The 20,726-nt window shown below is 65.0% G+C and carries 21 protein-coding genes and 1 other RNA gene; 18 read left to right on the top strand and 4 right to left on the bottom strand.

Features of this window, described 5'->3' with window-relative positions:
* Positions 1 to 23 precede the first annotated feature (23 nt).
* The 5 genes from ACLL97_RS11295 to ACLL97_RS11275 all read left to right on the top strand — a co-directional run bounded on the left by ACLL97_RS11295 (position 24) and on the right by ACLL97_RS11275 (position 5,702).
* Complete coding sequence (locus tag ACLL97_RS11295; RefSeq protein ID WP_411280574.1) at positions 24 to 1,412, top strand: glucose-6-phosphate isomerase; 1,389 nt, start codon at positions 24 to 26, stop codon at positions 1,410 to 1,412.
* A gap of 228 nt (positions 1,413 to 1,640) precedes the next feature.
* The gene (locus ACLL97_RS11290) at positions 1,641 to 3,059 is read left to right on the top strand and encodes a class II fructose-bisphosphate aldolase (protein ID WP_411280573.1); all 1,419 of its coding nucleotides are present in this window, start codon (positions 1,641 to 1,643) and stop codon (positions 3,057 to 3,059) included.
* 90 nt (positions 3,060 to 3,149) lie between these two features.
* Positions 3,150 to 3,671 carry a YtxH domain-containing protein gene (locus ACLL97_RS11285; protein WP_411280572.1) on the top strand — a complete coding sequence of 174 codons (522 nt, stop codon included), beginning with the start codon at positions 3,150 to 3,152 and terminating at the stop codon, positions 3,669 to 3,671.
* Complete coding sequence (locus tag ACLL97_RS11280) at positions 3,649 to 4,629, top strand: YihY/virulence factor BrkB family protein (protein WP_411280597.1); 981 nt, start codon at positions 3,649 to 3,651, stop codon at positions 4,627 to 4,629. The genes ACLL97_RS11285 and ACLL97_RS11280 overlap by 23 nt, the downstream gene beginning before the upstream one ends.
* Positions 4,626 to 5,702, top strand: coding sequence for a threonine aldolase family protein (locus ACLL97_RS11275; RefSeq protein WP_411280571.1), 1,077 nt, complete (start codon positions 4,626 to 4,628; stop codon positions 5,700 to 5,702). Before ACLL97_RS11280 ends, ACLL97_RS11275 begins: the two co-directional genes overlap by 4 nt.
* Positions 5,703 to 5,770: 68 nt before the next feature.
* Here ACLL97_RS11275 and ffs read toward each other — a convergent pair.
* Positions 5,771 to 5,867, bottom strand: an RNA gene (ffs, locus tag ACLL97_RS11270) — signal recognition particle sRNA small type.
* Positions 5,868 to 5,967: 100 nt separating this feature from the next.
* On the opposite strand from ffs, the gene dnaX reads away from it, so the two are divergent.
* The 8 genes from dnaX to ACLL97_RS11230 all read left to right on the top strand — a co-directional run bounded on the left by dnaX (position 5,968) and on the right by ACLL97_RS11230 (position 12,099).
* Positions 5,968 to 7,806, top strand: a complete 1,839-nt coding sequence (gene dnaX, locus ACLL97_RS11265) for a DNA polymerase III subunit gamma/tau (RefSeq protein WP_411280570.1) — start codon at positions 5,968 to 5,970, stop codon at positions 7,804 to 7,806.
* A gap of 17 nt (positions 7,807 to 7,823) precedes the next feature.
* Positions 7,824 to 8,138, top strand: a complete 315-nt coding sequence (locus tag ACLL97_RS11260; RefSeq protein ID WP_411280569.1) for a YbaB/EbfC family nucleoid-associated protein — start codon at positions 7,824 to 7,826, stop codon at positions 8,136 to 8,138.
* Positions 8,139 to 8,148: 10 nt separating this feature from the next.
* On the top strand, positions 8,149 to 8,739 hold the full coding sequence (gene recR, locus ACLL97_RS11255; RefSeq protein WP_411280568.1) for a recombination mediator RecR: 591 nt from the start codon (positions 8,149 to 8,151) through the stop codon (positions 8,737 to 8,739).
* Entirely contained in the window at positions 8,739 to 9,029 is a 291-nt protein-coding gene (locus tag ACLL97_RS11250; RefSeq protein ID WP_411280567.1) for a hypothetical protein, read from the top strand. Before recR ends, ACLL97_RS11250 begins: the two co-directional genes overlap by 1 nt.
* Positions 9,030 to 9,092: 63 nt before the next feature.
* Positions 9,093 to 9,581 carry a roadblock/LC7 domain-containing protein gene (locus ACLL97_RS11245; protein WP_411280566.1) on the top strand — a complete coding sequence of 163 codons (489 nt, stop codon included), beginning with the start codon at positions 9,093 to 9,095 and terminating at the stop codon, positions 9,579 to 9,581.
* Between the two features lie 13 nt (positions 9,582 to 9,594).
* Positions 9,595 to 10,272, top strand: coding sequence for a GTP-binding protein (locus ACLL97_RS11240; RefSeq protein ID WP_411280565.1), 678 nt, complete (start codon positions 9,595 to 9,597; stop codon positions 10,270 to 10,272).
* Positions 10,273 to 10,317: 45 nt separating this feature from the next.
* Positions 10,318 to 10,992 carry a CDP-alcohol phosphatidyltransferase family protein gene (locus ACLL97_RS11235; RefSeq protein ID WP_411280564.1) on the top strand — a complete coding sequence of 225 codons (675 nt, stop codon included), beginning with the start codon at positions 10,318 to 10,320 and terminating at the stop codon, positions 10,990 to 10,992.
* A 303-nt stretch (positions 10,993 to 11,295) separates the two neighbouring features.
* Entirely contained in the window at positions 11,296 to 12,099 is an 804-nt protein-coding gene (locus tag ACLL97_RS11230) for a PEP-CTERM sorting domain-containing protein (RefSeq protein WP_411280563.1), read from the top strand.
* A gap of 222 nt (positions 12,100 to 12,321) precedes the next feature.
* Here the strand turns inward: ACLL97_RS11230 and ACLL97_RS11225 are convergent, their stop codons facing one another.
* Positions 12,322 to 12,720 carry a GxxExxY protein gene (locus ACLL97_RS11225; RefSeq protein ID WP_411280562.1) on the bottom strand — a complete coding sequence of 133 codons (399 nt, stop codon included), beginning with the start codon at positions 12,718 to 12,720 and terminating at the stop codon, positions 12,322 to 12,324.
* 250 nt (positions 12,721 to 12,970) lie between these two features.
* Here ACLL97_RS11225 and ACLL97_RS11220 point away from each other — a divergent pair, with 250 nt between their 5' ends.
* The 5 genes from ACLL97_RS11220 (at position 12,971) to ACLL97_RS11200 (ending at position 18,012) form a co-directional block, all read left to right on the top strand.
* Positions 12,971 to 14,251: a competence/damage-inducible protein A gene (locus ACLL97_RS11220; RefSeq protein WP_411280561.1), complete on the top strand. Its 1,281-nt coding sequence runs from the start codon at positions 12,971 to 12,973 to the stop codon at positions 14,249 to 14,251.
* Positions 14,252 to 14,347: 96 nt separating this feature from the next.
* Positions 14,348 to 14,890: a nucleotide exchange factor GrpE gene (locus ACLL97_RS11215; protein ID WP_411280560.1), complete on the top strand. Its 543-nt coding sequence runs from the start codon at positions 14,348 to 14,350 to the stop codon at positions 14,888 to 14,890.
* Between the two features lie 13 nt (positions 14,891 to 14,903).
* Positions 14,904 to 16,046 carry a DnaJ C-terminal domain-containing protein gene (locus tag ACLL97_RS11210; protein ID WP_411280596.1) on the top strand — a complete coding sequence of 381 codons (1,143 nt, stop codon included), beginning with the start codon at positions 14,904 to 14,906 and terminating at the stop codon, positions 16,044 to 16,046.
* The gene (locus tag ACLL97_RS11205) at positions 16,046 to 16,600 is read left to right on the top strand and encodes a hypothetical protein (protein ID WP_411280559.1); all 555 of its coding nucleotides are present in this window, start codon (positions 16,046 to 16,048) and stop codon (positions 16,598 to 16,600) included. Before ACLL97_RS11210 ends, ACLL97_RS11205 begins: the two co-directional genes overlap by 1 nt.
* Before the next feature lie 119 nt (positions 16,601 to 16,719).
* Positions 16,720 to 18,012, top strand: a complete 1,293-nt coding sequence (locus ACLL97_RS11200) for a dicarboxylate/amino acid:cation symporter (protein ID WP_411280558.1) — start codon at positions 16,720 to 16,722, stop codon at positions 18,010 to 18,012.
* A 152-nt stretch (positions 18,013 to 18,164) separates the two neighbouring features.
* Here the strand turns inward: ACLL97_RS11200 and mnmA are convergent, their stop codons facing one another.
* Together mnmA and ACLL97_RS11190 are read right to left on the bottom strand one after the other, a co-directional pair.
* Positions 18,165 to 19,325 carry a tRNA 2-thiouridine(34) synthase MnmA gene (gene mnmA / locus ACLL97_RS11195; protein ID WP_411280557.1) on the bottom strand — a complete coding sequence of 387 codons (1,161 nt, stop codon included), beginning with the start codon at positions 19,323 to 19,325 and terminating at the stop codon, positions 18,165 to 18,167.
* 8 nt (positions 19,326 to 19,333) lie between these two features.
* Entirely contained in the window at positions 19,334 to 20,524 is a 1,191-nt protein-coding gene (locus tag ACLL97_RS11190; protein WP_411280556.1) for a cysteine desulfurase family protein, read from the bottom strand.
* Positions 20,525 to 20,726: the final 202 nt, after the last annotated feature.

The following is a 20,726-nucleotide window of genomic DNA, read 5'->3' as shown; positions in this document are numbered from 1 at the left end:
CGCGTTGTCGGGAGTGTGTTGCCATGACGTTATCGCTCGATTTCACCAATATGATGGGCGCGGCGCTGCCGCACAGTGCCGGTATCACCACCGCGCAGCTCGCTGATGCCGCCGGCGCGTTCGCCAAGGCGCACGCTCGCGTGCACGGTATGCAGCAGGAACTCGGCTTTCTCACGTTGCCGGTGAACGACGCGTTGCGTGACACCACGCTGGCCGTGGCCGAGCAGGCGCGCGGCCGCTTCGATGATGTATTGCTGCTGGGCATCGGCGGCTCAGCACTCGGCCCGATCGCGTTGCGCACCGCGCTGCGGCCGCCCGCCTGGAATTCGCTCAGCGCCGAGGCGCGAGGCAATGCGCCCCGTCTCCATGTGCTCGACAACGTTGATCCGGCCACCATCGCCGCCACGCTCGGCCGGCTCGAGCTGGCCCGGACCCTCGTGTTGGTGATCTCGAAGTCCGGCGGTACCGTGGAGACGATGGCGCAGTATCTCATCGTGCGTGAGGCCCTGGCGCGCGCCGTCGGTGAAGTCGCGGCGCGCGCGCACCTGATCTTCATCACCGATCCCGACGTCGGCGCACTGCGCAAGATCGCGCGTGCGGAAGGCATCACGACACTCGACGTCCCACCCAATGTCGGGGGCCGCTTCTCGGTGCTGTCGCCCGTGGGCATGCTGCCTGCCGCGTTGATCGGCATTGACGTGAACGCCCTGCTGGCCGGCGCGGCCGATGTGATGACGCGCGCCGCCAGTAACGAGCTCTCGACCAACTTGCCCGGTACCTTTGCGGTGCTGCAGCACACGGCCGATACCTGCCACGGTCGTTCGGTGCAGGTGCTCATGCCGTATGCCGACCCGCTGCGCGATCTCGCGCTCTGGTTCGTGCAGCTCTGGGCCGAGTCACTCGGCAAGCTGCGCAGCGATGGCACGCCCGTGGGACCGACGCCGTTGCCGGCGGTTGGCGCTACCGATCAGCATTCGCAGGTGCAGCTGTTTATGGAGGGACCGCTCGACAAGACCGTCACCTTCATCACGGTGAAGGGGCGTGAGCACGACGGGGCCATCCCGGCGCGTCACGCCGACATCCCGGAGCTCAGCTACCTCGCCGGACACACCCTCGGTGAGCTGATCGACATCGAGCAGCGCGCCACCGCCGGCGCGCTCGCCGCGCGCGGCCGGCTCAACGCCACCTTGGCCATCGACGCCATCGACGCATTTCATGTCGGCGCGCTCCTGCAGACCTTTGCACTGGCCACCGCCTACGCCGGCGTGCTCTATGACGTCAACGCCTTCAACCAGCCGGGTGTCGAGCTCGGCAAGAACTTTGCGTATGCAATGCTGGGACGGGCGGGCAGCGAGCAAGCGCGTGCGGAATGGGATGCGCTACCCAAGCCGGATCCGCGATTCTCGGTCTGATCGCGTGATCGCGTGATCGCGTGATCGCGGGTGAAATCGTCACCATCGGGCGACTTCGGCGGGGACGGCGGCCGATCTGACTGACCGGAAAGGGAATGCCGGACTTGCCGCATCTGTCCTCACAGTGGGAACTTTCATGGGCAGGCGCGGCGAATTCCGGTAGGCCGGAGTGGCCGCTCATTCACCTTGACCCGCTCCGGCACGCGCTGGGCAGGATCCACGACACGAATGTCCGATACGACGAAACCCACCACGTCCCTGTTTGGCGGTGCCGTTACGGTGGAAGGCGATCTCGTGCAGTTACATGACGCCGCCGTCCTGACGTCTGGGCACATGGATGCGCTGGTTCATCAGGCGGTTTTCGGCAATGAAGGTGAGCGCACGTTCGCTCGCTGGCTCGTGTGGGAGCTGGGCCAGACGGTCGGTGTTCGTGCCGCGTCAATCCACCAGTTGTACGTGGCCCGTGGCCACGGGAAGTGCGGCGGATTCACCGTCCCCGCGATGAACATTCGTGCGCTCACGTACGACACCACCCGTGCCGTCTTCCGCACGGCCAACACGTTGCAGGCGGGCGCGTTCATTCTTGAGATTGCCCGCTCCGAGATTGCCTATACCGAACAGCGCCCCGACGAGTATGTGTCGGTGATCCTCGGGGCTGCACTTCGGGAAGGGTATCGCGGACCGGTGTTCATCCAGGGTGACCACTTCCAGGTCAACCACAAGAAGTTCGCCGTCGATCCCGTGACGGAAGTGAATGCGGTGAAGGCATTGGTCACGGAAGCCGTTGCTGCCGGCTTCTACAATATCGACGTCGATACGTCGACGCTGGTCGATCTTTCCAAGGAAACGCTGGCCGAACAGCAGCGGCTCAACTACGACGTGTGCGTGGACATCGCGCGCTTTGTGCGCGCGGCCGAGCCGGATGGCGTCACGATCTCCATCGGTGGAGAAATCGGTGAGGTCGGTACCGAGAACAGCACGGCGGACGAGCTCGAGGCGTTCATGGACGGCTTCAACGAGACGCTCGAGGCACAGGCGCCCGGCACCGCTGGGTTATCCAAGATTTCGGTACAGTCGGGTACGTCGCACGGTGGTATTGTGCTCGCCGACGGGTCGATCGCCGACGTGGCGCTCGATTTCGACACGCTCGAGACGCTCTCGAAGATCGGTCGCGATCGCTATGGCATGGCCGGTGCAGTACAGCACGGCGCATCAACGTTGCCCGATGCCGCATTCAGCAATTTCCCGCGGCTCGAGACGGCGGAAATCCATCTCGCCACGAATTTCCAGACCATGATGTTCGATCACATTCCGGCCGCCATGCGGGCTGAGATGTACGCGTGGCTGGATACAAGCGCGAAGGACGAGCGGAAAGCGACTGACACCGACCAGCAGTTCTACTACAAGTCGCGCAAGAAGGCGATCGGACCGTTCAAGAAGCAGCTGTGGGCATTACCCGCCGATATCCGTGGCACGCTCGGCGCGGCGTACGACAAGAAGTTCACATTCCTGTTCGAACAGCTGGGCATCGCCGGAACCCGTGCGATCGTCGAGCAGTTCGTCACGATACCTGAGCAGCATCGCCCGTTTCCGACGGGAGCCAGCAGCATCGTGGCCGCCCCGGACGACGCGGATCTTTCGGACTGAGTTGTCAGTATGGGGTCGTGAGTGGTTCGCGCCGGAACGGCGTGCTCCCCACTCACGACACGCAACTCATCACTGCTTGTGAGGTGTGATATGGCTCGGTACGACGAGTACGACGATGACCGCGTGGTGTTGATCGACCGTGACAATGGCACCAGTGGCGTCGGCACCTTTTTGCTTGGTCTGGCGCTCGGAGCAGGGGCCGCGTTGCTGTTCGCGCCCGCCAGTGGCGCCGAAACTCGGCAGCGGCTTCAGGACGAAGCTCGGCGCGCCGGACGCCGGGTGAAAGACATGACCGATGAGTTCGGCGATAAAGTCGCCGATTCCGTCGAGAAAACCCGTTTCCAGTTTGATGAGCAAGTGGGACGCGCACGCGACGCCGTCACCTCACGCGTGCAGGCCGTGGGCGACGCCGTGTCGGCCGGTCGCGACGCAGCGTCGCAGGCACGCGCCGACCTCGAGCGTGCCGTCGCCGACAGCAAGCGTGCCTACGCCGACAGTCGTCGCGCGTACCGCGAGCACGGCCGTCGTCACGGACCCGATGACGGCAGCGCGCCCGACGATATGATCTCGAGCTCCGGGGAGGAGTCCGCTGGCGCTTCGAGCGAAGGCTGAAAGCTGGTGGGACATTGTCCGACGCGTCTGGAATCAGGGCGCTGAGGACAATGTGCTCTTTCTGGCGGGCGGGCTGGCCTTCAATGTCCTGCTCGCCCTTCTGCCGTTCGTGCTATTGCTCATCTCCGGCCTGTCGTTCCTCCTCGGCAGTGAGACCACAGAAGCGGCGAATACCGTCACGGCCCTTGTTGATCGATTACTGCCGAGTGGTGCCAACGCGGCCGGCGAACTGCTGCGCGGCGTCGTGGCTGACGTGCTCAAGACACGCGGCGCGGTCACGGCGTACTCGGCCATCGGATTCGCCTGGTTCTCCACCCGACTCTTTGGTTCGCTGCGTAGCGTCCTCGCGCTGATCTTCGACGGCACCGATCGCGGGATCGTTGCCGGAAAGGTCTTCGACTTTGTCGCGACGATCATCGCCACCGTCGCCATCGTGGTCTACGTGGTGATCTCGACCTACGTGGATCTCGCCACCACGCGCGGGCTCGCGCTGCTGCAAGAAACGGGACTGCGCACTGAGGCGATGGGGTTCGTGGGCTATCTGCTCGGCCGACTGATGGCCCTGACCGTCGTCTTCGTGCTCTTCTACGCCATGTATCGGGGTCTTCCGCGCCGTCGCCCCAGCATACGTACGGCGGCCGTCGGCGCAGTGACCGCCTCGATTCTTTTCGAAATCGCACGGCATCTCTTCGTGCTGTTCGTGGCGCGGTTCGATCCGAGCTCACTGTACACGGGCACCATCGCCGCCATCGTTGCCATTGTCTTCTGGACATATTACGGTTCGCTGCTCTTTCTCATTGGCGGCGAAGTCGCGCAGGCCGTCGATCTGCGGCGCAACGAACTCGCCGCCTTGCAACAAGCAGAGGACGCGGATCGCGCTGCCGCCGCCGCGATGCCGACCCGGGTCAAACCGAGCAAACGTCCTGCTGTCAAACGTCCTCCAACCAGACGCCCGTGACCGAATTCGTCGTACCGTTCGTCGCCACTCCGTTTTTCGGTTCTCCGCTGCTCGATGTGCGCAGTGACACCGTGACCAGGCCGACGGCCGCCATGCGTCGCGCGATGGCGGATGCGGAGGTCGGCGATGATGTGCTCGATGGAGACCCCACGACACGCCGGCTGGAAGCGGTGGTGGCCGAATTGCTCGGGACGGAGCGTGCGCTGTTCTTCCCAAGCGGTTCCATGGCCAATCAAGCGGCGATCTGGGTCCAGAGCGAACCAGGCACCGAGATTCTGCTCGACGCCGATGCCCACATCTTTCACTGGGAGATCGCCGCGAGCGCTGCCCTTTGCGGGGTGCAGGTGCGTCCGATCCGTGGCGCCACCTCAGTGTTTCGTGCCGCGGATCTGCTGGCCGGCATTCGTGCGCCGTCCATTCACGCGATCGAACCGTCGATGGTGTGCGTCGAGAACACGCACAACGGTGCCGGCGGCGCCGTCACCCCGCTCCACGACCTCCGCGAGCTCTCCACCGTGGCGCGCGGCGTCAACCTGCCGGTGCACCTCGATGGCGCACGCCTGTGGAACGCGGCCGTCGCGACCGGCACCTCACTGGCCGATTTCGCCGACTGCGCCGATACCGTGATGGTGTCGTTCTCCAAAGGCCTGGGGGCACCGGTGGGCGCCTGCCTCGCGGGACGGGCCGACGTCATCGCGCGGGCCCATCGCGTGCGCAAACGCTTCGGGGGCGGCATGCGGCAGAGCGGTATTCTCGCCGCCGGCGCGCTCTACGGGGTCGAACACCATCTCGACCGACTGGCCGAAGATCACGACGCCGCCAAGTATCTCGCCCATCTGGTGGACGGTGTCGGCGGGGCCAAAGTAGTCATGCCCGACACGAACATCGTCATGATCGACCTGCCCAGCGCCCGCGCCGACGAGGTCGTGTCGCGCGCCGCTGCGCTTGGCGTGCGACTTTCCAAGTGGCACAACAGCCGGGTGCGCGCCGTGGCCCACCTCGATGCGCCGATCGGGTTGATCGCGGAGCACGGACCGAAAATCGCGCAGGCCCTCGCCGATGCGTTGGCCTAGTCGCAACGGCGTCGGCACAAAAAGCGCACGGGAGGTCCGCTCTTTCAAGCGAATCCTCCCGTACGCAGTGCTCCGGGCCTGACGAAGCGACGCCAGACTCCACGTGCCGCTGCTACCTTCGGGGTCCTGACGGATTTGGCGGGCTGTCGCCCTCCGGGACCCGGAGCAATGAGAAGTTAACCAGCGGTGGCGCGAAGTGGTACCGATCACGGCGAGAAGCTCGCGGTGCCAGGCCACCCGCGTCTCGAGCGTGTAGATTGGGGGCATGTCGCTCGCCCTCGCACGCAAATACCGCCCTCGGAACTTCGCGACCGTGGCGGTGCAGTCGCATGTCGCGAACACCCTGAAAGGCGCTATTGCCAGCGGGCGTGTCGCGCACGGGTATCTGCTGTGCGGTCCGCGTGGAACGGGGAAGACCACGCTGGCCCGCGTACTCGCCATGGCCCTCAACTGCGAGGAGCTGGCCGACGCCCGCCGAGTCCGCGGCACCGCTGCTGCCACCGAGTATAGCGACGCGATGGCCTCCGCGGGTGAACCCTGTGGGCGTTGCACCAGCTGTCAGCGCATCTGGAGTGGGAGCGCGTCTCTCGACGTCGTCGAGATCGATGCCGCGTCGAATGGCGGCGTGGCCGATGCGCGTGAGCTCCGCGAACGAGCCATGTACGCCCCCTCCGGCGATGATCGCTACAAGGTGTATATCATCGACGAAGCGCACATGCTGTCGCGCGACGCCTGGAATGCGCTGCTCAAAGTGCTCGAGGAACCGCCCCCGCGCGTGGTCTTCGTGTTCGCGACGACCGAGGCGCAGAAGGTGCTGCCCACGGTGATTTCGCGACTCCAACGGTTCGACCTGAAGCGCATCGGTCCGGCCGAAATCCGCCAGCGGCTCGCCGCCGTGCTCACCGAAGAAGGGGTGCGCTTCGAGCCCGATGCGCTGGCGATGATTGCCGGTGCTGCCGACGGAGGCCTGCGCGACGCGTTATCGCTGACCGACCAGGTCCTCTCCCTCGGGGAAACCGCCGAAGTCACAGCGGAACGTGTGCGTACCGCGTTGGGGCTGGTGCCGGAAGAGGAGTATCTGCTCCTGCTCGACATCATCGCGCAGCGCCGTGCCGTCGACGTGTTCGATGCGGTTCAGCGTCAAGCCGACGGCGGTGTTGACTTGATGCTGTTGCTGGCTGGCATCGGTCGCGTCTTGCGAGCGCAGCTGACGATCGCCCTCGGCGGGGTTCCGCCGGAGTTGTCGGAGCGCATGCGCGCCGCTCTGCACGAGCGAAAGGGACAGCTGTCCGCCGGCGACTTGTTACGCATGCTGCATGCGCTATTGGAAATCGAACCGATGTATCGCCGCAGTGGGCAACCGCAGCTATTGCTCGAGACGCTACTGGTGCGCTTTGCGCTTCTCGATCGGACGGTGGAACTCGAAGAGGTCATCAAGGGCTTCGGGACCGGCGGTCATGATGATCCGCCGCCGCGTCGCGTCGCACACGAGCCGCGCGTGGCGTCCGCCCATGCAATCCCCCCGCTACCGCCGGCCATGGTCGCACCCGCTCTCGCGGCGACAGCGCCGACGGTGGTGGCGCCGCCGCGATCGGCCACGCAGCGGGTGGCGGAAGCCGCCGCCGCCGCGCAGTTGGCGGAGCAGCGCCCCGCGCCGCGTGCCGCCGCTGCGTCCCCGCGAGTGGGTCCTCCGCCATCGGTCGAACAGCTCAAGGCCCGTTGGGGGAGCGTGAGTGACGCGATCAAGAGCGCTGGCCGCGGGATGCTGGCACAGGCCGTCGCGCGACTGGTCCCGTCGCACGTCTCGGCCCACGGCAGCGTGGCGCTGAGCTACGATCCGACTGACGACACCTTCGCCCGCGCCGCCGATGGCGCACGCCCCGATATTCTCGCGGCACTTCAGGCGTGCTTTGACGGCGTGACCGGGGTAACAGTGGTGTCCTCGGTGAATGCCAGCGCTCAGGCGCCGTCCAGCGCGCCGCGCGATACCACCAAGCGACTTACTGCCCACGACGTGCAGCAGCAGCGTACCGAACAGCTATCGTCACAAGATCCGTTGCTCGAAGCCGCGGTGCGCGCGCTCGATCTCGAATTACTCGACTAACGACGCCAGGAACAATCATGGATTTGTTCAAGATGATGGGCCAGTTCAAGGACATGCAGTCGCGCATGCAGACGATGCAGGACGAGATGTCGCAGCGCACCTTCTCGGCGCTGGCCGGGGGCGGGATGGTGGCGGCCGACGTGGACGGCAAACTGCAGCTCAAGCGCATCAAGCTCGATCCGACCGTCGTCAACGGCAACGACGTCGAGATGCTCGAGGATCTCATCGTGGTCGCGGTGGCCGAAGCGCAGAAGAAGGCGGCCGAAGCGATGCAGATGGAGCTCGGCAAGGTCACCGGCGGCATCGACCTGCCGTTCAAGCTTCCGTTTTAATCGCCCCGCGTTGAGCGTCATCGACGAACTCACGACTGAGCTGGCGCGTCTCCCCGGCATCGGCCGGAAGACCGCCCTGCGGCTCACCTATCATCTGCTGCGGCAGCCGCCCTCGCAGAGCCGACGGTTGGCCGACGCACTCGTGCAGCTGACCGAGCGGGTGCGCGCCTGCGACCGGTGCCACAACCTCACCGAGTCGCCGCTGTGCGCCCTCTGCGTTGATCCGCGGCGCGATCCGGCCATCATCTGCGTGGTCGAGGAAGCGTCGGACATTGCTTCCATCGAGCGCGCCGGGGAGTTCCGCGGACTCTTTCATGTGCTGGGCGGGCGCTTGTCGCCTCTGGATGGCGTCGGGCCTGATGATCTGGCCATCGGCGACCTCCTCGCCCGGATCGAACCCGAAGGGGTCAAGGAGGTCATTCTGGCCACGAATCCGTCGCTCGAAGGGGAAGCCACCGCCCTCTACGTCCAACGGCAGCTGCTGCCGCGTGGAGTGCGTATCACTCGGATCGCCCGCGGCTTGCCCGTCGGCGGTGACCTTGAATATGCCGATGGCGTGACGATCGCGCAGGCGCTGTCCGCCCGCCGGGAGATGCTCTGATGCAACGCAAAGGAACCCGTTGGACCGAGGTGGGGATGCTCGCCACCGGACTGGTGGCCGGACTGGTCGTGGGCCTGGTCGGTTGGAGCGCGCACCAGCACCGGCACCGTCGATCGCTCTTTCATCCGGACGCCACGAGTCGCCTGGCGGCGCTCGGTTACCTTCGGGCGCACCCAAGCGTTGATAGTGCGCGGCTCCTTCGTGACTATCTCCAGTGGGAGCCGCATCCGTTGCTGCGTCGCACGGCCCGAGGGGTTCTGCGCCGTACGGAACGGCTGTTACGTTTTTAACGGACCCGCATGCCAGCCACGTGACGCTGGCCAGCGGAACCTGATCCCTTCCACCCACCGTTCATGTCTGTCGGCGCTGCCACCTGGTCGTTCACCGAGGACGACTTCGGGGCCATCACCATTACGCTGCAGCGGTTCCTCTACGACGCGAAGGCGCGTTGCGCCCTGCTTGTGGACCGGAGCGGACAGCTGGTCGCCACAGTCGGCGAGCCACCGAACTTCGACGCGACGGCGTTCGCCACGCTCACGGCGGCTGATTTCAGCGCGAACGATCAGCTGGCGCGGCTCATTGGCGAGAGTGACTTCAGCGTCCTGTTCCATCAGGGCGAGAAAGAGTCCATGTACCTCGCCGACATCGCCCGACGCGTCATTCTCGTCGTGCTCTTCGACAACCGCACCACGCTCGGCCTGGTCCGGCTGCGCATGAAGTCGGCCGTCGACGAGCTCACGAAAACGTTCGAAGGGGTCTTTTCCCGTGGTGGGTCCTCGTCCACGCCGCCGCCGGGGTTCCTGGCTGGCGCCGAGGATGAGATCGATCGGCTTTTCCAGTAAGGGGCCGTAATCGATGTCGATGATCAACTATGCGTCCCGCGAGATCAACTGCAAAATCGTGTTCTACGGGCCGGGGCTCGGCGGCAAGACCACCAATCTCGAATACGTGTATGGCAAGGTCTCCCCGAACACTCGCGGGAAACTGATCTCGTTAGCCACGGAAACGGAACGCACCCTGTTTTTCGATTTCCTGCCGGTCGATCTGGGGACCATTCGCGGATTCCGTACGCGATTTCATCTGTACACGGTGCCGGGCCAGGTCTATTACAATGCCAGCCGCAAGCTCATCTTGAAGGGCGTGGATGGTGTAGTGTTCGTGGCCGACTCGCAGGTGGAGCGCGCGGAGGCGAACCTCGAGTCCATGCAGAACCTGTATGACAACATGGCGGCGTACGGGTACGATCTCACGCGCCTGCCGTTCATCATTCAGTACAACAAGCGCGACCTCCCAAACGCGGCGCCGCTTGCGGAGCTGCAGGCGATGCTCAATCCGGGCTGGGAAGTGACTGATCCCACCCGCATGCGCGCGGTGGCGGATCCCTTCAAGCCGGGCGAGCTTCTCGTGAGTCAGTTGCCGACCGGTGAGTGGGTGGAGCGCGTTCCGACATTTGAAGCTGTAGCCGTTACCGGTGATGGCGTGTTCGACACCCTGAAAGCCGTTTCCAAGCTGGTGCTCAAGACGCTCGCATAACCGCGGGTGTGGCGGGCGCCTGACCTCCCGCCTCTCGATACTCCTGTGAACCTTCCGAACGCAATCACGATGGGCCGCATCGCCCTGACGCCGCTGATTGCGTGGTTGCCGTTCACCACGTCGTGGACAGCGCGTCTGCTCGCGTTCCTGCTGTTTACCATTGCCGCCGTCACCGATTACTGGGACGGCCATCTCGCGCGGTCGCGCAATCTTGTCACCGACCTCGGTCGCTTGCTCGACCCGTTGGCCGACAAGCTGCTGCTCGTAGCCACGCTGATCCCGATGTACTGGCTGCAGAAGCACTACACGCTGCTGGTGCCGGACGGCACGATGCCACAGCCGACGCCGCTGCTCTTTCAGACCCCCTTCGGGGCTGTGTCGCTGCCGTTGTGGATCGTGCTGGTGGTACTCGGTCGGGAAGCCTTCATGACCGTGTTCCGGCAGGTCGCCGCCCGTCGCGGTTTGGTCATCGCCGCCATCGGCCCTGCCAAGTGGAAGACGACCTTTCAGAGCATCTGGCTCGGCGCTGCGTATTTCTGGTTCTTCGCCGCGACGCTGGCCACGCGTGAGGGTTGGGAAGGGAACAGCGCCTGGACGGCGTTCGCGTACTCCGTCGGATTCGTGGGCGTCACCAGCATGATCGGAGCGGTCATCCTGACGCTCTGGAGTCTCTGGTTGTATTTGCGGCGGTACGGTAGGCAGGTGGCGCGGTTGGCGTGAGCGGGGCGATATCGTCGGTGCGGCGCGCACGGCGTCGCGAAAACGGCAGGCGACCTGAGTCGTGCGTCCGGTGTGACAGTGCTACACAATGTGTCACTCCGAAACCACACAAATCTGCTCGCGCCGATCATGTGATGCTCCTCGGAGCTGGGTGAGGGACAAGGCGTATTCCATCACAGATATGGTCTTTAAATTGCTGAAGTGTTCTTCATGTTAGCCGTGTGCGCGACGTTAATGGTCGCGCACCACACACGTCGACAATCGAGCGTGTGCGCGGCTCCTGACCCCTCCACGGGAAATCGCATGAAGAAAATGTTGTTCACTGCCGCGATGATTGCGGTCGCTGCGTCGACGGTCGGCGCACAGGAAGCGATGCCATCCTTCTCCGGTATCGTGACGTCATCGACGCAGGCCTCAGGTGTGTGGTACACCGATCGCTTCGCACCCAGTTCGTTCGCAACGATAGGTTCGTTTCAGGGACGGACGGACGTGCTGCAGATTGGCATCTCGAATGCGGATGGACTCGCGAATCGCCCAACGCCGTTTCAGTCCATGTTCTACAACACGCAGGGTCGCAAGTTCGATATCGGCGCGACCGGTCCGTTTACGCTTAGCGCAGACCTCTGGGTCGACGAGTCGTGGCGTTCTGCGGACAACGGTCTTCGCCGGACTGACATGTGGGGAACAGCGTTCGATAACGCCAATCAGGTAGCGGCGTACCCCATCACCGGCTTCACGAACGTCGGTGGCACTGGAATGTTCCGCGGATACGATGTGAACACCGGTCTGTTCATCAATTTCAACGCGCCCGTGCTCTACGGAGCCTGGAATTCGTTCCGGGTGGCGTTCGACGGCACCTCATTCAGCTATCTCGTAAACGGCGTCTTCCAAGCAAGTGTCGGCGCGGGGAATACAGCGGGCCTCGGCAACGTCATCATGCAAGCGTACAACTTCGACGACAGTTTCTCGGGCTTTGACGCGCAGAAGAACAACTACAATGCGCGCTGGTCGAACACGACCACTGTCCCCGAGCCCTCCACCTACGTCCTTATGGCCGCTGGCCTCGCCGGGCTGGTCGCCGTGCAGCGTCGCCGTCGCCGCGCCTGATCACGTACGATCCGCGCTCCGCAACGCCCCTGCCATCCGGTGGGGGCGTTTGCATTTTCGCACAGGACGGTGGTGTCTCGTCCCCGTTCCTCCGTGCCCTCAGGTCCTCCGTGCACTCTGACGAGTGGTACGCGGTCCGCCGATTCTGAGACGTTCGCAAAAGCGGTGATCACTGATCGCTCAACGCCGCGGAGACGCATGGCACACGCCGCACGCGCACGCCTACGGCACCTCCCGATCGTTGTACACGCGATCAATGCCCGCTTTCATGGTCTCGAATCCGAAGTTGAGCACCAGCCCCACCTGCAGTCGCATCAGGCGCAAATACGTGAGCACCTGCATCCGATGCACCGGCGCGCTGCGCTCCGTGCTCTTGACCTCGATCACTATCACATGGTCTACCAGCAAATCGAGGCGAAACGCTTTCTCGATCGAGCGGCCGCGATAGACCAACGGCACCACGACCTGCGCCTGCACCCTGTGGCCTCGTCGTTCGAGTTCATCTTGGAGCAGAACTTCGTACGTGGATTCCAGCAGCGACGGCCCCAGATCCCGGTGCAGCAGGATCGCCGCGTCCACGATGGAACCGGTGATCTCGGCGTGTACTGGAATGAGTGCCATAGCGACCAGGTAGGCGCGGGCGTCAGCGGGGTGTCAGCGCGGTCGGCAAACGGCAAAAGCTCATCGGAGGCACGGAGGCACGGAGGCACGGAGGCACGGAGGCACGGAGGCACGGGGAACTGCAGTCCCCCGTGCGCCCCGTGCCTCCGTGCCTCCGATGAGCGGTTCAACGATCCGTCCCCCACGCCCGCACCATCGCCACGCGCTATCCGATCCACCCGACCGCAGAGGACCGCTACATTTCGTCTCCATGAACCTCGAAATCGTCACGATCGGCGACGAGCTCCTCCTCGGCTTCACGATTGACACGAACGCCGCGCATCTCGCCCGTGAGTTGGCCGCGCTCGGTGTGCGCATCGTGCGACGTGCCACCTGCGGCGACGACAGTGCGGCCATCGCCGACGCCGTGCGCGATGCGCTCAACCGCACCGGAGCGGTGATCACGACCGGCGGGCTCGGCCCCACCGCCGACGACATGACCAAGCCGGCCATCGCCTCGATCTTCGGGCGCGGCATGGTCCTCGACGACGCCATCCTCGCGTCGCTTCAAGAGCGGTGGCTCAAGCGCTTCGGCCACGAGCTCCCGGCCAGCAATCGCCAGCAGGCCATGGTGCCCCAGGCCTGCACCATCCTGCCCAATCGGCACGGCTCCGCGCCCGGCATCTGGTTGGAAGACGCACAGAATCGGTGGGTGGCCATGCTCCCTGGTGTTCCCCGCGAAATGCGCGGCATGCTCGCCGACACGGTCATCCCGTACCTGCGCGATCGCCTTCCGGTCGGTGGCCCCGTCATCCGTGCGCGCACCCTTCGCACCGCCAACATCGCCGAATCAGCGCTGGCCGATCAACTCGGCGACCTCGCCCGTGGCGTGAACGGGCTTTCGTTGGCGTATCTCCCCGGCAATGATGGCGTCGACCTGCGGCTCACGTCGTATAACCTCCCGCCCCGCGAAACCGAAGCCACGCTTACCGAGGCCGCGCAGCTGGTACGGAACAAGGTGGGTCGGTTCATCTACGGAGAAGGCGACGACGATCTCGCCGCGCTCATGCTGCACGAGTGCGCGGTGCGTGGTGCCACCCTCGCCGTGGCCGAAAGCTGCACGGGCGGCCTGCTCGGGATGCGCCTGACCGCCGTGCCGGGCTCCAGTAGGGTCGTGCAGGGCGGAACGATCGCGTATGCGAATGTGGCCAAGGTGCGCGAGCTGGGGGTCTCACAGGGTGATCTGGACGCCCACGGGGCCGTGAGCGAGCCGGTGGCGCGCGCGATGGCCACCGGCGCCCGGCTCCGGTTCGGGACCAACATCGGGATCGGCATCACCGGTATCGCCGGTCCCGACGGCGGCACTCCCGAGAAGCCTGTGGGTACCGTCTGGGTGGCGGTCGACCTCGATGGCGACGTTCATGCCGTTCGTGCCATCCTGCCGGGTGACCGTTCAGAAATCCGGTATCGGGCGGCCCAATTGGCGCTGGACCGTCTGCGTCGGGCCTTTGAACGCAATCAGGATGTCATCGGATGGACCGCCCGGGGCTGACGCGCGCGCCCGTCTATCCCTTTCTTTGAACAGCGCGATGAGCACTGCTCGCAAACTTTCGCTGACGACTTTCGTACGCATACCATGACCGACCCGATGTCTGACGCTCCGATGGACAACATGGATCCGATGGAAACGCAGGAAACCGCCACTGTGCAACCGCCCGTCGACGGTGGTGACGAGCTGCAGCAGACGCTGCGCGAGCTCGAGTCGCAGAAGGACAAGTATCTGCGACTCGCCGCCGAATACGACAACTTCCGCCGTCGTGCCGTGAAGGAGCGACAGGAAGCTGGTTGGCGCGCGCAGGGGGAACTCGTGCGCGGCCTGCTCGACGGTCTCGATGACATCACGCGCTTCGCCGCCGTCAATGCCGATACAGTCGATTCCAAAGCGGTGATCGATGGCATGCAGCTGGTCGAGAAGAAGCTCTTCAAGTCGCTCTCCGGACACGGCTTTGAGGTGCTCGACCCGACCGGCCATCCGTTCGATCCCGCCAAGCACGAAGCGGTGAGTACCGCACCGGCGTCGCAGCCCGAAGAAGACGGCATCGTCGCGGTCTGCTTCCAGGTCGGCTACGTGATCAATGGCCACGTGCTCCGTCCGGCGCGCGTGGTGGTGAAGCAGTGGAACGGCGCCTGAGGGCGCAGTGAGCATGGCCAACGGAAAGGACTTCTACCAGGTGCTCGGGGTCGCCTCGACGGCGACCGCCGATGAGATCAAGAAGCAGTACCGCCGATTGGCGAAGCAGCATCATCCCGACGCGAACCAGAATGACCCCAAGTCCGCCGAACGCTTCAAGGAAATCTCCGAGGCGCACAACGTCCTTGGCGATTCGGACAAGCGCAAGGAATACGACGACATGCGGCGCTTGGGCGCCTTCGGTGGCATGAGCGGCTTTGGCGGCGGGCGTGCCTCATCCCGGCCTGGCCCGTCGGGGGCGGCGCGTCCCGGTCAGCCGGGTGCGGGCACGTTCACCGACTTCGATGTCGGTGGGATCGGTGGACTCGGCGATTTGTTTTCGTCAATGTTTGGAGGCACCGCTGGAGCCGGCCGTCAGCGGGCGCGTGGACCGGAGCGTGGTCAGTCGATCGAGCAGACCGTCGAAGTGCCGTTCCGCGTGGCCGCGGTCGGCGGAAAAGTGCCGGTCGACATCGAGGTGAACGAAGAGTGCGTCACCTGCCACGGCAACGGAGCCGCCCCCGGCGCTCAGCTGCGCCCGTGCGGCGAATGCAGCGGCCGCGGCGTGATCTCCTTCGGGCAGGGGAGCTTCGCGGTAAATCGTCCATGTCCGGTGTGTGCCGGCCGTGGCAGCGTACCCACGGAACGCTGTCCCACGTGCCGTGGGACCGGCGACACGCGCGTCTCGCGGAAAGTCCTCATCTCCGTGCCGTCGGGCGCCGAGTCCGGCGCGAAGGTTCGCCTGCGCGGTCAGGGTGGCAAGGGCGCCTCCGGTGGACAGGCCGGCGATCTCGTGATCACGTTCACCGTGACACCCGATCGCTTTTACACGCGTGATGGACTCGATCTCATCGCTACGGTGCCGATCAACATCGCACAAGCCACGCTCGGCTCGCGCATCAGCGTGAAGACGCTCGATGACAAGAAGGTCGCCCTTCGCATTCCGGCCGGCACGTCGGCAGGCAAGCGCTTCAAGATTACCGGGCAGGGGATCGAAAAGGACGGCAAGAAGGGCGACTTGTTGGTCGAGGTCACCATCACCGTTCCCGATACGCTCACCGAAGCACAGGAGAAGGCGATGCGTGAGTTCGCCGAAGCTGGTGGGATGAAATTCTGATGCGCCGCGCGCGCAACGTCGCGACGGCGACGGCGATGGTCTGTGCGGTGTGTACCGCGACGTCGGCCTCGTGGGCGCACGCCGCGCACGCGCAGGTCACGCCCAGACCGGCCGGCGCCGGCGCTCCGACCACGCCGAGCACGCCGGAAATGCGCTGGCGCTTCGATCAGTGCATGGGTGGCCTCACCTACGGCGCGCCGTTCAAATGGGCGCTCTCGTATGGCGGGGGCATGGTCTACGAAGGCGATCGCATCGACCTCTGCGCGTTAGCGGTGGCTAAGATCGGTCTGGGCGGTGCCGGCGCGTCGGTTGGACTGGCCAAGTCGTTCGGCTCGATGGGTACCGGCACCGCGATCACGGGCGGGATCATCCGCACGTTCAGTGATCCCCTGAATGCGACCGCGCGTCGCACCTACGTCGGCGGCTCGGTACATATCTGGCCGCTGCTCGCCCTCGGTGGTGAGCTGGGCTACTACGTGCGGCTCGGTGACGAGGCTGGGGCGTCGTCGCACGGAAAGCAGGTGATCACCTGGTCGGCGGGCTTCGGCTTCTAGCGCACGTTGTGGCCGCCGCCCCCCCACCAAAATGAGGAGCGGCTCGACCGGGGTTCTCGAACGGTGGCTTTCTCGGCGCCGGCTCGCGCCGTGCACCGCGTCGAAGTAGGTTCGCGCGCATGTCCGCCACCCCCGTTTCCTCAAATACCCCCCGCCGCAATCCGCTGAGATCGCAGGCCGTTCAGGTTACACTCGGTCTTCTCCTGGGCCTCGCGCTCGGCATGTGGCTCTCTCATGAAGCCTCGCCCTCCGCCTTCACCAGGGGACTGATCGGTGTGCTGGATGTCGTCGGCACGGCCTGGATCAATGCGGTGCGTATGACGGTGATCCCGCTGGTGGTGCCCCTGCTGATCGTGGGCGTGGCGGGCGGCGGCGATACTCGCATCACGGGACGCGTGGGAGCGAAAGCGTTCGGCTGGATGCTGGGGCTCGCAATTGCCTGCGCAATATTCACCATCGTCGTGGCGCCGCTGTGGTTCGATACGCTGTTGCTCGATCCGGAAGCCACCACACGACTGCGCGCCACCGCGTCCATCGATATCCCGCCGGCCGACGCGTTGTCGCTGCGCACGTTTATTCTCGGACTGATCCCGCTTAACCCCATCAAAGCCGCCGCCGATGGCACGTTGCTGCCGGTGGTGCTGTTCACGCTGCTCTACGCGTTCGCGCTGGGCAACGTGAGCGACGGGCCGCGCGCCGCGCAGCTCGCGTTCTTTCGCGGGATGGCCGACACGATGTTGGTGGTCGTGCGCTGGATGCTGGCGATCGCTCCGATTGGCATACTAGCGTTGGCCACCGTGCTTGGACAGAAGCTCGGCACGTCGGTGCTCGGCGCTATCGGGTTCTACTTTATGGTCGTGATCGTGCTGCATCTGATTGCGACCGCCGCACTCTATGGTGTCATGGGCGTCACGCGTCGCGTGCCACTGCTTGACTTCGCGCGAGCCCTGATTCCGTCGCAAGTGGTCGGCATGGGCACGCGCAGTTCCTTGGCTTCGCTGCCGGCTATGGTGAAAGGCGCGACTGATGTGCTGCACTTACCGCCCACGGCTACCGGGTTCGTGCTACCGTTATGTGCGTCGGTCTTCAAGCTCACGAGCGCGATTTACTGGGTGGTCGGCGCCCTGTTCGTGGCGAAGCTGTACGGCATCGAGCTCCCGTTTTCGAGCATCGCCCTCGTGGCCGCAAGCAGCGTGGTGCTGAATTTCAGCACGCCCGGCATCCCCAGTGGCGGTATGCTACTGCAAGTGCCGCTGTATACGAGCATCGGCCTGCCCGTGGAAGGGATCGGCATTCTCATCGCGCTCGACACGCTGCCCGATATGTTCAAAACGCTGCTGAATGTCACCGCCGACATGCTCGTGGCCGTGATGACCGTGCCAGCGGCCGAGCTTCCGGGGAGGCCAGTGTGAATGGCTGACATCGTGAACTGATCACTCAGAGAAAAAGCGCAAAAGGAGGAAAAAAGAAGGCGAGGTATTGCACGCATCCGCCCTCGTTTCCTCTTTATGCTCCTTTTCTCCGTGTGATCAGTTCAGCAGCGGCAGCCGAAGCGATGCCCCGACTACGCCGCAAGGATCGGCAGTCTCCGGCCCGGCGCCGTGCGCATGCCGCGCTCGATCACACCACCGCCCAGCACCGTGTCGCCGTCGTACATCACCAGTGACTGGCCCGGCGAGATGGCGTGCACCGGTTCGTCGAGCGCCAGCTCGATCGTATCACCGGAGAGCCGCACGATCGTGGCCGCTGCGGCGGCGGCGCGGTTCCGCACCTGCACCTGGACCGGCGCCCCAACCACCGGCGGCGTGACCAGCCAATTCAGCTCACGCGCTTCGAGGCCGCGCCCCAGTAGCGCCTCGCGCGGTCCGATCACCACCGCGCGCTCGCTTGGCACGATCTCCACCACGAACATCGGCTCGGCGAACCCACCCGGTAGCCCTTTCCGCTGGCCAATCGTGTAGCGCGCGAAGCCCTGATGTTCGCCGATCACTTCGCCGCTCACGAGACGCCACGGGCCGACCGACAGGGCAGGGGCATCGGCGCCCAGCTGTTCCTCCAGCACGCGCACATGATTGCCATCGGGCACGAAACAGATGTCCTGACTCTCGGGCTTTTCCGCCGTGCGCAGCCCAAAGCGGCGCGCGATCTCGCGCGTTTCCGCCTTCGTCTGATTCCCAACCGGGAGCACGAGCCGCGAGAGCACCGGGCGCTCGATGCCCCACAAGAAATAGCTCTGATCTTTCGCGGGATCGAGGCCACGCAACATCACACGCCCGTCGCTTCCGTTCGCCACCGTGCCCATGCGCGCATAGTGACCGGTGGCCAACCATAGCGCGTCGATGTTGTCGGCCGTGTGCAGCAGATCGCGGAACTTCGTGAACGTGTTGCAGCGCACGCACGGAATCGGCGTGCGGCCGCGCGCGTACTCCTGCACGAAATCGTCGAGCACATCGTGACCAAAGCGGTCCACGAGATTCGTGACGTAGTGCGGAATGCCCAACCTTTCGCACACGCGCCGCGCGTCACTGGTGCTGTCGAGTGAGCAGCACGGACGGTCGGGAATGTCCTTACCATCCTCGTGCAGCTTCATCGTGACACCGACTACGTCGCAGCCCGCTTCCACGAGCACCGCGGCCGCGACCGACGAATCCACGCCACCGCTCATCGCCACGAGAACGCGCTCACCCTTCTGCGGTAACGAGCCGTGTACTGACGCGCTCGACATGTGCGGTCTCAGAACTCGACGGGCTCGAACGCGCACGCCGCACTGGCGGCCTTGCCGACACGCGACTTCTCGGCCAGCGCCGTGAGCACATCGAGCGTACGCTGCACACACGCGTCCGTGCTCATGCAGCCCAGCGACAAGCGCAGTGCCGCGTTCGCGATGTCAGGCGACACGCCCATCGCGCTCAGTACGTGTGACGCGGACACACTCCCACTCTGACACGCCGATCCCGCACTACAGGCGATGCCGCGCAGATCGAGTGCCATCAGCATCGACTCGCTGCTGGTGCCCGGGATCGACATGTTGGTGATGTGCGGAGCGCGCAGCGTGCCTTCGCCGTGAATAATCACGTCGGGAATCCGCTCGTGCAGTCCCTGCTCGAGCATCGCGCGCAGGGTGGACAGTCGGGCATGCTCGGCGTCGTGTTCCGCCAACAACAGTTCGGCCGCGGTGGCGAGTCCTACGGCGAATGCCACGTTCTCCGTGCCGGGACGACGGCCACGATCCTGCGAACCGCCGTGAAACATCGGCTCGAGCGGCGTGTCCCGACGAATGAACAGGGCACCGATGCCCTTGGGCGCGCCAATCTTGTGCCCCGAGATCGTGAGCAGGTCGAACGGCATCGTACGGGCATTGATCGACAGCTTGCCGAAGGCCTGCACGGCGTCGGTGTGAAACACCGCCCCGGCGGACTTGGCCTGTGCGGCCAACGCGGGCACGTCTTGCACCACCCCGACTTCATTGTTCACCCACATGACGCTGGCCACCGCGACGCGCGCATCGAGCAGTTCGGTAAAGTGTGCCATATCCACGAGGCCGTGGCGCGTGACTCGCACCAGGCGCTCTTCACCTCCTTCGTGCGCGACCTGATGCACCGCCCCCAGCACGGCCTTGTGCTCGATCGGGGTGGTAATCGCGGCCACGCGACCCTGCGCCCGTCGCGTGCGGAACACGCCAAGGATGGCGAAGTTGTCGCCCTCGGTTCCGCCTGACGTAAAACAGACCTCGTCGGCGTGAGCCCCGAGACACGCGGCCAATCGCTCACGGGATTCGTCGAGCGCCACGCGCGCTTCACGGCCCCAGCGATGCACGCTGGACGGATTTCCGAAGCGCGCGCCAAAGTAGGGCGCCATGGCGGCCATGACCTCGTCGCGCACCGGCGTGGTGGCGGCGTGGTCCAGGTACACGGGCTGATTCATCCCGGTAAATTATAGGGAAATGTTCACCACCTGTATCCACTGTACGATGGATCTTGGCCGGAACGAGGCGTTCGAGGCCTTTCCGGTGGGCACCCGGCTGGCGTTCGATGCCGCCAAAGGGCGCCTCTGGGTGGTGTGCCGTAGCTGCGACCGGTGGAATCTCTCGCCGCTCGAGGAGCGCTGGGAGGCCATCGAGGCCATG

It is taken from the genome of Gemmatimonas sp. (genome assembly GCF_046594945.1).
GTDB lineage: Bacteria > Gemmatimonadota > Gemmatimonadetes > Gemmatimonadales > Gemmatimonadaceae > Gemmatimonas.
The sequence above is the reverse complement of the archived record's forward strand: the minus strand, read 5'-3'. Positions and strand labels throughout refer to the sequence as shown.